This is a genomic window from Vibrio superstes (assembly GCF_003569005.1).
In the GTDB taxonomy this organism is placed as follows: Bacteria; Pseudomonadota; Gammaproteobacteria; order Enterobacterales; family Vibrionaceae; genus Vibrio; species Vibrio superstes.
In genome coordinates, this window is the sequence record NZ_BCUR01000001.1 from 834,617 (window position 1) to 847,780 (window position 13,164).

Below are 13,164 nucleotides of genomic sequence, written 5' to 3' on the forward strand. Positions count from 1 at the left end.
ACCTCCTAAATGATGCTAACTGTCTAAAAGACATAGAGTTACATATGCCACTTTAACCTAGAGTGTAGATAAACTTTGAGCTCTACTTCTTATTTTTTGCCAACCACAGCCAAAGATAAAAGCACGTGGAGAACTCGACATTCTTGGTGTCTCGCCCATATCGCGCGTGTTGCAACTGATGAATACGACGTCCCCAGTCACTTGAAGGGCTTATAGCCTGAAGCGCAACCCACCCTCTTTGTTCTAATCGAGAACGGTAAAGCAAACTTTCACACATAGCGGGATCTTTTTGATTCAATGCGGAAAGGTAATACCAACTCAAGGGCAGGGCATTTTGAGCCTTGAGTGTTTGAATTCGCTTGTAACCCAGAAGTATTAGAAAACTAATAACACTAAGGATTATAAGCACCACCACTAAGGTGAGCCAGTGATTCACCAGCCAAGAACTTAAGGTATGCTTAACTCTAAAATCGAGCCCCTCGAGATTCGTGGTTGTCATCTCTTGAGTCATTGGATTCCATGTCAGCAACGCAATATCCGGTATGGTAATTTGACCAGCATTTGTCACACGATAAGTCTGTCTTTGAACTCGTTGAGCGATATGAACGCCCCTATGGTTACTGTCTTTAGAGGTTAAAACCTGCTGATAGACTTCATGGGATTCACTATAGAAGGGCTCTAGTTCGGGCAATAGCATGACTGTCGTATCTATCGCTTCAATACTAACGGTTCTCTGGATAACATCACCAATATTCAGAGGTTCTTGGTCACTGACAGCCTCTTTTTGTTCATCGATCTGACTGCGAATAACCTCCCAATCTTGCGTCATATTCATTTTGGGGCTAACTAACCAAGGTTGGCTATCATGCATTTTAGGAGAGGGTTGATGCACGGATAAGCTGAGCTCCTTGGTCACAAATAACTGTGCTTGATGCGTGTTAGCGCCTTTGACTTCATATTCTATGGTCATGCTGGGGATCACATACTCACCCGTTGTCAGGGGATACAAGACGATTTCCCAAGTTTGGGTGGTGTAAGTTTTACCCTTCTCTCTCGTTGTCGAATTCTGGGCGAATGGACTACGCCCTAGAACTAGAGCATTCGGCACCTCGATATCATGTATCTTGGTCCCCTTGGTAAACCAAGTCTCTGTCATGATCTGAACCATCACAGAGACTTTTTGCCTGACGGATACGGGTTGATCTTGAGCAATCCATGTTTTCACAATGACGTCAGGAGTTTCATCATTAGCAATGGCGACATTGGTGAAGCTCATCGCAAGCGAAAGCAAGATAACAAAAATGAAAGACCTACTGCGCATCTTTGATCCCGTCCAGTTGAGTTGCTGCACCACGCTGTAACTGCACAGCAAACTTAGATGCCATAAAGTCCGATAGTTCTCCTTGTACTCTTCTCATCCAGCGATCATGAACTTGAGCGTCCGCTAACAGATCCTCTGCGAGTAGTTTTTCTTCTACCAATTGATCCTGTTCGACCTCTTGTGTCACCCCTTCACTCGTTTTGGGTTGGTGTTGTAACTCTCTGCTTTTCTGGCGTTCAGTATTATCACTCTGACTTTGAGTAAATTGGTCTATTTGAGCGATTATGCCTTCGATCACTTTGAGGTTATTCTTAGCATCTAGGTTGTCAGGGTAGCGCTGTAAGATCTCCTTGTACTGATGACGAGCAGCGACATATTCTCTTTGATGAGCCAATGAAGCAGCAAGGCCAAGATGACCCGACAAGGAATCATCCAGCAAATAATAGTGCTGAGCCTTTTTATACTCTCCTGCTACATAGAAGCTGTATGCTTTCCATTGATTATCATCGAAAGCAAACCCCGCTTGATCTGGTTTGTCGTGTTCCAATAACCAACGCCCTTGCTGATCCTTTGTAAGCCATGCATCCATCATGTTCCAAGTGCTGGCTTCTGCTGTTTGTGGCATAGCAAGAGGCAATATCACTATTCCACCAGCCCAGAGCCACTGCACCAGCCAGCCTTTTCTAAACCACATCAAATAAGCCAGCAATACAGGCCAAATCAAATAGTACCCAGCATCAACCCAAGGCTGGGTTGAGTCCGCGTTCAAAGACTGATGTCTTTCAACAAAATGATTAATGTTTTGAAGATCAGTATCATCAAGGGTCATTGTCACGTACCGGCCATTCACAGATGAAGCAGTGTCTTTCAATGCATCTTCGTTAAGAGGAAAGGCGCTATCATTGCTCGCTTTTCCCACGCCATAAACAATAAGTTGATGTGGAGAAGATTGAAAATAGCGCTCATAGGCCTCTTCTGCCTCTAGGTTCAAGGCATCAGTAACAAGCAAGACAGTGCCATTTTGTGACTGATCTTTTAGCATGCGAGCCAATACAGAGAGTGCATATTGAGCAAACTTTCCTTCTCGTGGCATCACACTTACCGATATGGAGTCAAGAATAGGGCCGTACACCGAGCGATCTTGAGTTAATGGTGAGGCAACATGTGCACTGCCAGCGTAGACAATCAGCCCACTTGCCCCTGTCACCCTATGCTCTTCTAGCAACTGGCGAATTTTCTGTTTTGCGATAAAGAGTCGATTCGGTGCGATATCTTTCTCCATCATGGTTTCAGATACATCCAACACCACCACCAAGGGAGAGGCATCCTCTCCAAACGGCGACGCCTGCCGATACCAACTAGGACCACTGATAATGATCACAGCCAAAACGCCTATTATCCCTAAAAGCTTTAACGGCAATTGATTAGTCCAGCGCTTGTGCTTGAGTAAAAGCGAGCTGGCTAAGTGTGGTGGTAAACTCTTTATCCAGGTATTTTTTTTGCCTTCACTGCGGCTCTTAGAAGCAAGGATAAAAATGAAAGGGAAGATGAAAAGCAGTGCCCAAGGACGCAAAAAATGCAGCTGCATTACGCTATCGACTAAGCTCATGCTACCCCCTTACTAAACCGCTTCATTCGAAGCTGTCGAATGTGGTAGACGCTCATCATAAGAATATGATGCATCAACACCATGAGTACTAAGTAATAGTGCAACGAGGTTTTGGGCTGATAGCTAAAACTGTCAAACAATTGCGGTTCAAGCATGGATATCTGAGCATAAACTTGATTCAGTTCCTGTTTAGACATTGCAAGAAAAGCCCTCCCCCCCGAGATTTGCGCCATGTCTCGAATGATATCCATATCCATGGCATCATCCCCTTCTGTATTGGGGTTACCCATAGCGACGATATGAATGCGCACACCTTTGTGCTTAGCCACTTTAGCCGCTTCTAATGGTGGTACTAAGCTATCCGTGTCATTTCCATCCGTGAGAACAATCATGACGCGCTGCTGATCAGACTTCTGTTGATTAGAATGAGCTTCAGAGTCGAACACCTTGATGCCTAAACCTATGGCATCTCCTAGATGTGTCCCCTGCCCTGCTTGTCCAATTTCAAGTTCCTTTAATAAAGATAACCACACCTCATGGTCTGACGTAAACGGTGCTTGCAGGTACGCAAACTCGCCAAACACGACCAGACCTAACCGATCTCCCTTTCGATTCATCGAGAACTCTTCAAGCACTTCAATCGCTGCTTGCCAACGACTGATTCTTTCACCTTCAGCGTCTGTAAAATCCAAAGTAGACATCGAGCCTGATATATCGGTAACAACCAATAAATTTCGCCCTTCTAGCTCTCTTGTTTGAGGCTCATCAAGCATCACAGGTTTAGCAGCAGCTAAAACCAGTAAAACCCAACTAATAGAGATGGATACTCTTTGCCAGCGTGTAGGCTGAATTCGCGCAGCTCCAGAACCCACCTCTAGGCCAAGATGGCGAACGAGCTCAGTATAAAAGGGGACACGTAACGCGGGTAGATAGGTGTTGTGAGCCGGGGCAAACCTGAGTACCAATAAAGGAAGCGGTAACATGAGAAGTGCCCAGATTGAATCAAAGCTTAGTCCTGACATCATCGGTGGGTTTCCAGCCAGGTGCGTACCTCTTGATACAACGCCATGAATTCTTGTTTCGACCATTGGCACCGATCCATAGGTTCATACAAGGTCTTAATCCACTTATTGCCCAACTCAGAAGTAAAGCGCGTTTGTTGGCTTTTGCTGTCCAAGAACTCTAACCATGATGCTCCCATAACATTTGCTGAGCTCAAGCCGGCATAATGTGTAAACACTACTTGGCGTAAGATGCTATTTAATGTCTTAGTCGCCCGAATCACGTCAGATTGTTCAACGCGAGCAATGGCCTTTAGTGCATCACGCCTGTATTTGTTATTTCTGTAATGAATCCAGCTCTTCCACAAAGCCACTGAACAGAAAAAGCACACAATAAGCAGTAGCAATTTCCAAGCACTTGTTTGTGGCAACCAAGAGATCGCCTCCGGTGCTATCGGGTCAATCAGATCAGCTAACAAGATGTTATTTTTAGACATACCTACTTCCTATGAGCGAACTGCACAAACAGCTCATCTAAGTGGTTCCCAGAAGTGGTTAACTGAGCGATAGGTAGGTTCAATTGCTGCAATGCTTTAGTCAGCGATTGCTTGTCTGATTTTTTCTGCTCATGATAAAGCGATAGGGCGCGGCGATGCTGTCGGCCCACTGAAACCTGCATTTCTCCACTTCCCAAAACCAGATCTTGTTCTACCGTGAAGGAGTGTTCCATTGGGTCATGAATTGAAATACCGAGTACATCATTTCTGCGACTGAGTCGCCTAATGCAGCTTTTCCACTGCTCTATATCACCAGAGAAGTCGCTGATCAGGATAATTGTCGCACCTTTAACGTCTTGTTGTTCAAGCTTGGAAAGAGACGAAAACACGTCTGTTTCATTTGGCATTGAAGAGGCAGGAGACAGTGCTAGGTTATTGTTGATCTGCGCTAGATCTTTCAAAATCGAGCTTACATTGCGAGAGCTTCTTTTTGGCGTAAACCAACGGCTATCATGGCTTAAAAGCAAAGCACCAACACGTTCACCGTGCTTTACGCCACTCCACATTAGAGCCGCAGCCACTTCAGCGGCCACTACCGACTTCATTGTCTCCAACGTCGCAAAAAACATCGATTGACGCTGATCGATACAAATGAATACAGGCTTTTCTTTTTCTTCTGAGTAAAGCCTGACATGAGGCTCTCCCGTTCTCTGCGATACGTTCCAGTCGATAGCTCGAACATCATCACCAAGTTGATATTCACGAAACTCCTCGAAGGTCATACCGCGGCCACGAAATGCTGAGACGTTTTTCCCACTCAATCGGCTAAGTGGTTTACGCATCGAGGGAATACACAAACGCCGACCCTGCTCTCGAAGCCCCATTAGGCGTTGATATGATGTCCCGATACGACTATCGAGTTTTTGAACAGACATCAAATTCGTCATGATCTACCTAACCTCTAGGTCAAATGAATATCACACAAGAGGCGAGTTACTACATCATGTTGTGAAATCTCCTCTGAGATAGCGTCATAGCTCAACATGATGCGATGACCAAGCACAGGCAATGCCACCAATCGAACATCATCGGGGGTGACATAATCCCGCCCCTCTAACCAAGCATTTGCCCGAGCACATTTATCTAATGCTATGGATGCTCGAGGGCTAGCTCCTACTGCAATCCACGCAGAGCATGAACTGCCGTAGCGCGTTGCTGTAACAAGATCGGCAATGTATTGCTCTACCGCCTCAGAAACGTGTATTTGTCTCACCAATGTCTTGGCCTCCGATATCATCGAAGCATCTAAAGACAAAGGCGAACCCGAAGCCTGTTCATCCAACGCCGTACCTATGGCTTCCTCTCGAACTAAACGAATGATCGCCTTTTCTGCCTCAATATCGGGATAATCAACATTGACCTTCATTAAGAAGCGATCCAATTGAGCCTCGGGTAGAGGGTAAGTCCCCTCTTGCTCTACAGGGTTCTGAGTGGCCAAGACCATAAACGGTTCTGGCAATAGCATGGATTCACCACCAGCAGAAACCGTACCCTCGGCCATAGCCTCAAGTAATGCCGCTTGCACCTTGGCTGGAGCTCGATTGATCTCATCCGCTAGCACCATGCAGTTGAAGATGGGGCCGGTTTGAAAAACCAAATCACCGCTATGTTTATCAAAGTTTTGTGAGCCCGTAATATCCGAAGGCAACATATCCGGCGTAAATTGGATTCGGCTAAAAGCAAGACCTAGGGCATTGGCAAGAGACTTCACTGCACGTGTCTTTGCTGTTCCAGGTAGGCCCTCTAACAGCACATGCCCATCAGTGAGCAATGCGATGATCATGGCCTTAACGACATGCTCTTGACCAATAACCACTTTGTTTAACTGCTCAATGAGCATCTGGATTTTCTGATGATTCTGCATAATTAACTCAGTCTTTGGGGAGCTGTTGCTGGTTTTTTTCTCGAAGTAAAAGCGCCACCTCTTGTGAGGTAGCCTGTGTTAGGTCAGCTAAGCAGTCTTCTGCAAAAATGCCCTGAACGAGCATGACCTCACATTTTGCGTAGAGATACTGGGGGCTAAGCGACTGAGCATAAAGGCTTTCGATGATGTGTAATGATGCTTGAGGATCGTCATCTTGCAGCGCAAGGGCATAGTCAAAGGCATATTGCTCAAGCGTAGTATCTATTTGATAAGCCTTTTGATAGGCATTGCGAGATGCGGCGCTTTCACCTTTTGCCAACAACACACGACCCAACTCATGATAAAGAGCGGCTGATTTGGGGAAATGAGTGAGGCTCTCTTCCAGCAAATCCTGAGCCTGCTGCGGTTTATTATTCGCAACCAACACCTTGCTGTATCCCAGCGCCACTCTAGCATCAGGATTGTGTTGATAAGTGGCTTGTAATCGTTGTTCAGCACCATCAAGGTTCCCCATCGCTTGATCTCCCCACGCGGCAATTAACTGCCCTTCCAGATCATTGGGAAGGTTAGATAGATAGCTTTTTGCATAAGGGCTCAGTTTGTCTCGATACACCTTGGTCATTTGTGACCAGTGAGGGAGCAGGGTCATCACAGCCGCTGTACTTACCTGCCTATTAGCATCATCAAGCAGAGGTGAAACCAAATCCCAGCGTGCCGGTCCGTTCCATTGAGCTGCTGCTTGAATAGCGGCAATTCGCATTTGTGGCTTCAAGGAGCGCGAAGCACGTCCAATGGCAATAAGAGCATTGGGACCAGAAAACTGCCCCAATATTCGAGTGGCTTCAGCCCGAGTTACCAAATCTAGGGACTCATCTTGAGACAATTGAGCAAGGTGCATTTCTTGTTCATCGAATGAAGACGCTATCGCATCCCGAATCGGCAAAAGGAGAGTCACCCCCAAAAGGCATAGACGTAAAAAGGTACGGATACACATCTTGTTATTGCGCCTGTTTCTGGTGGGCACTATCCACTTTAACCATCAAGCTATGCAGGAAATAAACCTTATCGGTTTGTGGCATTTGGTTGTCTTCCAACCAAAGGTTTAGTGCGTTAACCAATGCTGATGTGTGAGCTACCTCTTCATCGACATAATCTTGTTCGGCTAACAATGAGGTTAGTTCTTGCTCACCCGCCACCGGCATCTCTAAAGACTTCATATCGGTATTTGCAACCATCAATAAAACCTTGTGATTGGCTTCAGCTACTTTGTAGCGGCTTTCTGCTTCTTCAAACGGCTTTTTGCAGTCGGCGTGCTCTGCTCTTTGTTGGCAGAAGTTAAATAGCACAGCGTACTCAGTATAAGTGGATGATTTCTGAGAAAAGGCAAGCTCAATGAAGTGGTCAACCTTAGCCTGAGGAATCAGCTCATCAACCTCCGAAGCCATTGAGTTGAATGCTAAAAAAAGACAGATGAACGTGATTTTGTATAAATATTTCATTAGGTGCCCTTACTTAAATTTGATCTGCATAGCGTCTGAATTAACCCCTTTATGTACTGGGTAGCCCATAGTGGCGACAATCATTGAGATATAAGGGTCAATGTGAGAGAAAAACTGTTTCCAACCTGCGCACAGATAATTAAGTCCAACCTCACCCTCTAGGGTCTTAGTAAAGCGATTCTTCGGGCACTCACCAAAACAGGCAAATTGATAGGTACATTGTCGACATTGATTTGGTAATGACGATTCTTTTGCGCGACCGAACTCTTCTTGTCCCGCCGAGAATTGCATATCCTCAAGCGCCTCATCATTAATATTGCCCAGCTTGTACTCTGGATACACATAGTGGTCGCACGCAAATACGTCACCATTGTGCTCTATGGCTAATCCCTTGCCACACATAGGGGCTAGCGTGCACAAAGGGTTCACTCTTCCCATCCAAGTTTCGACACAGGCTTCAAAATAAGGCACATTAATTTTGCCAATATCATTTTCCAACCATTCATCGAACACTGTGCATAGGAACCTTCCCCATTGTGAAGGGGAAACACACCAGGCCTCGACGATGGAATTAGCATGGCTAGGTTCAGTTTCGGGCATTCCCTGGAATATCACTTCGCTATCAGGCCAGCGCTGAGGCGCGGTATCGCGAAAGGATTTAGGTTCAACAATTGGAATAAACTGCATTTGCGGTGAGCGTACCTCATCACGAAGAAAACGATACACCTCAAGCGGGTTTGCGCCACTGATGTTATTCACACAAGTTAAGGTCGCAAAATTCACCTTATGTTTGTGCAAGAACTCAACGCCCTTCATTGTTTGTCTAAAGGTGCCACGACCGGCACGGTTGGTTCGATAGGTATTGTGAATCATCTCAGGCCCGTCGATGCTAAGACCTACCATGAAATTATTTTTGCTTAGAAACTTTCCCCATTCATCATTGAGCAAGGTACCGTTGGTCTGCAGATTGTTTTCTATTGTGACGCCGTTTGGTCGATACTTTTTTTGTAGACGAACAACATCACGAAAGAAGTTAACACCGAGAAGCGTTGGTTCTCCGCCTTGCCAATGAAAAACAATTTCCGAATGATTTTGTTGCTCAATATAGGACTTGATGTAGGTTTCTAGCATCTCTTCGGACATTTGTGTCCCGCAACCAGTCTGATGTCCAAGCAACTCGTCCTTACTTAAGTAGTAGCAATACGTGCAGTCTATGTTGCAAGCCGAACCTATGGGTTTCGTCATGATATTCATGCGCTTACTAGGCTCATTAGGTTGATACGAAGACAATAATCTAGACATGGGGAGTACTCACTCTTTCGACCACGTTCAATGTGAATTGGCTATCCATAAAACTAATTCAGCTCTTGAATAAGGCTTCAGAGCTCACAACGTCGAATTGAAGATTCCGGGTCCGAGGAATTTTCAATTCGCTAGAAGTATTCAATATGTGCATGCAAGAGTAATCAGTATTAATACTGCAAGCGAAGGAATGAAGATGATGAGGAAGAGCTAAGCCAGAACGTCAGCAAATACGTACAAAGGTATTTATACCAATCGTAGTAAATAACGGGTCATCCTAGCTTGTTAAAACATTCGATAACGGCGTTATATTTTTTGATTGTAGAATAACGACTTATCAAAAAGTTCTGCCTTGTTATCCAGCGTTGTTCTACGCTATTTCTGACCACTTACTTACTGTGATTGATATTAGATTCGAAGAGGTTTGATATGAAGTGGGTATTGATTGCAGTCGCTTTATTGCTGACTAGTACAGCGCAAGCAGGATACGGGACAGGAGGGGTACCATCAGTGCCCTGTTACCTAGATGGTGAATATCAAGGCACACTGCCTATTAATGAGTGTAAAAGAATTGGTGGCACTATCCCTGGTGAAAAAGTTCCAGACAAAAAAAAGAGCAAGCCATAGGCGAGACTGCCCTAAATTCTGTGTAATTGCCTAAACTAAGCCGTAAAGGCTAAGAATAGGCAATATGAATAAGAAAGAACTTGAAGCTTTCGTTAAGGAAGCAGCTAAAGGAATTAAAACTCCTGAGGACTTAACTGAGTTCAGGCAAATGCTACAGAAAATCACGGTTAAGGCTTTACTATTAATTTGCAGAGGGGGAAATTATATTTGTCTATGCTTGGGCCGGTTTATTAAATTTCAAAAAACAAAAATGGCGACTCATAGGCCGCCATTCTTAATCAGTTACTCAGTTTCGATAGTATCTAGGAAGTTTTCTAGTACTTCGTTGAATTGCTCAGGACGCTCCCAGAACATTGCGTGTTTGCCAAAATAAGCCGTTGATGCGTTTGGTGTGTTTTTCTCAATCCACTGCTCTGCTACTGGTTTCCACTCTTCACGCACTACCCATGCCATTGGTTTCTCGGCATCAAATGTTTGTGCTTCGGCTGTGTAATCAAGATAGAAACCCGTTGCGTTCAATGTTGCGCCTGCTGATGCAGAAGATTGATGCGCCATGTCTTTCCAGAACTTCATTGCCGCTTTGTTTTCTGTGTCTTCTAGCATCCATGGAACAAATACGTCAATCAGTGCATTTTTGTCCTCTAAGATAGTCGTTGTTGACCAATTTGAACGGCCATCTGAATCATCACGTAGGTACCAAGTAAAGTCTGCATAGCTTTTGCTCGCAATCTTTGGAGAAGCATCTATGAGCATCAGACCATTTAGGTTGTCATTCCCAAATTGATGAACGTAAGACAGGGTTTCTGCTACACCGTAAGACCAACCAACCAAGGTCACGTCATCCAACTCTAGCTTTTCCATGAATGCGGCTAAATCACGGCCGTGTTGTTGGTAAGTGTTACCTTCAATGGTCTTAGTTGTTAGACCTTGGCTACGAGGTGAATAAGCGATAGCTGTGTACTCATCTGAACCCTCAAAGTGTTCTAATTGCTTTTCAAATGCGTTTGCTGACATCAGCCAACCTGGAGTGAATACGATAACCTTGTCACCGTGGCCTGCTGTCTCGTAGTGCATGGTTAGCTCTGGGCTGATTTTTACGTATTCTGCTTGCGCTGCTGTTGCACTTAATGCGATAGCACCGAACAGAAGGCCTTTTCCGAAAGTAGTCATTGCTTTAGAAGAAAGTGTTGTCATGTTCATAATAAACCTCAAAATGTATTTAATTAGATAGAAGAGAATTTGTTGTCTCTTGGGAACGGGGTGTATTAAAACTCATCTTTAATGGTTTGATTAGATACTGATATTCAAAATAACTTTTCCATATTTGAGAATATATATATTTGGCATAAAAAAAGCCCACCAAATAATGGAGGGCTTTCTTCACTTAAAAATAGAGTGCATTTATACTAGATTAGCTCTCTACCATGTGGTCCTATTAACTCTAAATCTGGACCCGCAGGAATGATTTGACTTGGGTTGATCATAGTGTGGCTAAAGTAATAGTGACGCTTAATATGAAAAAAATCGGTCACATCTGCAATATCTTTTAATTGATATAATTCTTTCAAGTAGCCTTGCAGGTTGGGGTAATCGGAAATTCTTTTTTTATTACATTTAAAATGACCTACGTACACCGCATCAAAGCGAACCAAGGTAACAAATAATCGCCAATCGGCTTCGGTTAATCGTTCTCCAACTAGATATCGATGTGTACTTAAATGCGCCTCTATTGTATCAAGTGCATCAAACAAATTGTCAAAGGCCTCTTCATAGGCCTCTTGAGTAGTTGCAATCCCGCAGCGATAAACTCCATTATTGATGTTGGGGTAGATATAGTTATTCCATTCATCTATTTTTTCTTTTAAATCAGCGGGGTAGTAGTCATCATCATTTCCCGTAATATGATTAAATTCAGTGTTAAACATACGAATAATTTCAGAAGACTCATTGCTAACAATCGTTTGAGTCTGCTTGTCCCAAAGTACAGGGACAGTAACTCTACCTGTATAATCAGGCTTAGCATGAGTATAGATTTGATGTAGATGTGTATACCCATATAACGGTTCAGGGGTACACATAGTCCAACCCTCTGATAGCATGTCTGGAGATACAACCGTCACACTAATGTGCTCGTCCAACCCTTTTAGTTTCATAAATACTAGTGTCCTATGCGCCCAAGGACATGCATAGCTAACATAAAGATGATACCGACCACTCTCCGCGGTATATTTGGCTTGGCGTTTATTCTCAATCCAACCTCTAAATCCCGCATCTTCACGAACAAATTGACCCTGATTTGAACGAGTGTCATACCCAATATCAAACCATTTACCCTGTATAAGTTTTCCCATGATTTTTCCCTATTAATGTCTTCCATTTTATTAGAAAGCATTTTCTTCTTTATTTTTAGCGGTATTAATAGGAATGATTTTTTCACTTATGGGAAAGTGCACTTTCCTATATTTGAGAAAGTTATTTCAACTTTCACTATCTAATCAATATTATTTTTAAGTTTAAACTTCACTCCATCGAATACCAGGCTGAACAGATCAGCACTGTAAACCAACCGGAGATAAACAATGAATATCACAAACAGCACAGGCATACTGGACACCATTAATTCACGTCGTTCTATTAACAACTTCAATTCAACCAAAACGATTACTGAAGCAAAAATCAATGAATTAATACGCTACACAACCAAAGCACCTACTGCCTTTAACGTACAAAACTGGCATTTTGTTGCTGTCCATACTTCTGAACAAAAAACGAAACTTAAAAACTTGGCTTATGGTCAACAAAAGGTAGAGGATGCTGCTGTTACCTTTATTGTTTCAGGGCTTCTAGAACCACAAAACTTGATTAAACATTCACTCGATTCTTCTTTGAAAGACAATGTGCTGTCTCAAGAAATGGTAGATGGTTGGATCAACGCTGTGAGTAATATGTACAGTGATAACCCTATTTTACAGCGTGATGAAGCGATTCGTTCTGCGTCATTAGCTGCAATGACGATGATGCTTTCTGCAGAGGCTATGGGAATGGTCTCTTGTCCTCTGATTGGATTTGACCCTAATGGCGTGAAAGAAGCATTTTCTTTACCGGAGTTGGCTGTACCTGCAATGCTAATTACGGTCGGTTTTGAAGCGGATGGCAACTGGCCTCAAAAACCACGCATAGACAATACTGAAGTCTTAACTATTGTGTAACGCTACAAGAGTCAGATACTTCCTAAAACGCTTATAATCTTGCAACACTGTATTGCCATCAATGAGTAAGTAATACAGTGTTGCCACTGACATTAAAGTCTAAATTTTTAGGGCTAGATATGTTTAGTAAAAACGACTAGGTAAGGATATCGAGGGCTACTCAAGGCTAGACCTG

At 43.8% G+C, this 13,164-nt stretch carries 13 protein-coding genes; 2 read left to right on the top strand and 11 right to left on the bottom strand.

The window, feature by feature from the left end:
- Window positions 1-82 precede the first annotated feature (82 nt).
- From D5I41_RS03570 to D5I41_RS03610, 9 genes are read right to left on the bottom strand one after another with little or no spacing between them, the layout of a single operon-like run.
- The gene (locus D5I41_RS03570; RefSeq protein ID WP_119008536.1) at window positions 83-1,321 is read right to left on the bottom strand and encodes a BatD family protein; all 1,239 of its coding nucleotides are present in this window, start codon (window positions 1,319-1,321) and stop codon (window positions 83-85) included.
- On the bottom strand, window positions 1,311-2,930 hold the full coding sequence (locus tag D5I41_RS03575; RefSeq protein WP_119008537.1) for a VWA domain-containing protein: 1,620 nt from the start codon (window positions 2,928-2,930) through the stop codon (window positions 1,311-1,313). Before D5I41_RS03575 ends, D5I41_RS03570 begins: the two co-directional genes overlap by 11 nt.
- Window positions 2,927-3,955, bottom strand: coding sequence for a VWA domain-containing protein (locus D5I41_RS03580; RefSeq protein WP_119008538.1), 1,029 nt, complete (start codon window positions 3,953-3,955; stop codon window positions 2,927-2,929). Before D5I41_RS03580 ends, D5I41_RS03575 begins: the two co-directional genes overlap by 4 nt.
- Window positions 3,952-4,428, bottom strand: coding sequence for a DUF4381 domain-containing protein (locus tag D5I41_RS03585; protein ID WP_119008539.1), 477 nt, complete (start codon window positions 4,426-4,428; stop codon window positions 3,952-3,954). The genes D5I41_RS03580 and D5I41_RS03585 overlap by 4 nt, the downstream gene beginning before the upstream one ends.
- A 2-nt stretch (window positions 4,429-4,430) precedes the next feature.
- Window positions 4,431-5,375, bottom strand: coding sequence for a DUF58 domain-containing protein (locus D5I41_RS03590; RefSeq protein ID WP_119008540.1), 945 nt, complete (start codon window positions 5,373-5,375; stop codon window positions 4,431-4,433).
- Window positions 5,376-5,389: 14 nt separating this feature from the next.
- Window positions 5,390-6,352, bottom strand: coding sequence for an AAA family ATPase (locus tag D5I41_RS03595; RefSeq protein WP_119008541.1), 963 nt, complete (start codon window positions 6,350-6,352; stop codon window positions 5,390-5,392).
- Between the two features lie 7 nt (window positions 6,353-6,359).
- Window positions 6,360-7,295 carry a tetratricopeptide repeat protein gene (locus tag D5I41_RS03600; protein WP_162892789.1) on the bottom strand — a complete coding sequence of 312 codons (936 nt, stop codon included), beginning with the start codon at window positions 7,293-7,295 and terminating at the stop codon, window positions 6,360-6,362.
- A gap of 55 nt (window positions 7,296-7,350) precedes the next feature.
- Window positions 7,351-7,851 (bottom strand): hypothetical protein, encoded by a 501-nt coding sequence (locus D5I41_RS03605; RefSeq protein WP_119008543.1) that lies wholly within the window; start codon window positions 7,849-7,851, stop codon window positions 7,351-7,353.
- A 9-nt stretch (window positions 7,852-7,860) separates the two neighbouring features.
- Window positions 7,861-9,153, bottom strand: coding sequence for an anaerobic sulfatase maturase (locus tag D5I41_RS03610; protein ID WP_119008544.1), 1,293 nt, complete (start codon window positions 9,151-9,153; stop codon window positions 7,861-7,863).
- A 429-nt stretch (window positions 9,154-9,582) separates the two neighbouring features.
- On the opposite strand from D5I41_RS03610, the gene D5I41_RS03615 reads away from it, so the two are divergent.
- On the top strand, window positions 9,583-9,780 hold the full coding sequence (locus tag D5I41_RS03615; RefSeq protein WP_119008545.1) for a hypothetical protein: 198 nt from the start codon (window positions 9,583-9,585) through the stop codon (window positions 9,778-9,780).
- 282 nt (window positions 9,781-10,062) lie between these two features.
- On the opposite strand, the gene D5I41_RS03625 is transcribed toward D5I41_RS03615, so the two are convergent.
- Both D5I41_RS03625 and D5I41_RS03630 read right to left on the bottom strand, forming a co-directional pair.
- The gene (locus tag D5I41_RS03625) at window positions 10,063-10,980 is read right to left on the bottom strand and encodes an alpha/beta fold hydrolase (RefSeq protein ID WP_119008546.1); all 918 of its coding nucleotides are present in this window, start codon (window positions 10,978-10,980) and stop codon (window positions 10,063-10,065) included.
- A gap of 206 nt (window positions 10,981-11,186) precedes the next feature.
- Window positions 11,187-12,131 (bottom strand): glutathione S-transferase family protein, encoded by a 945-nt coding sequence (locus tag D5I41_RS03630; RefSeq protein ID WP_119008547.1) that lies wholly within the window; start codon window positions 12,129-12,131, stop codon window positions 11,187-11,189.
- 228 nt (window positions 12,132-12,359) lie between these two features.
- On the opposite strand from D5I41_RS03630, the gene D5I41_RS03635 reads away from it, so the two are divergent.
- Window positions 12,360-12,989, top strand: a complete 630-nt coding sequence (locus tag D5I41_RS03635; RefSeq protein ID WP_119008548.1) for a nitroreductase family protein — start codon at window positions 12,360-12,362, stop codon at window positions 12,987-12,989.
- The last annotated feature ends 175 nt before the right edge of the window (window positions 12,990-13,164 follow it).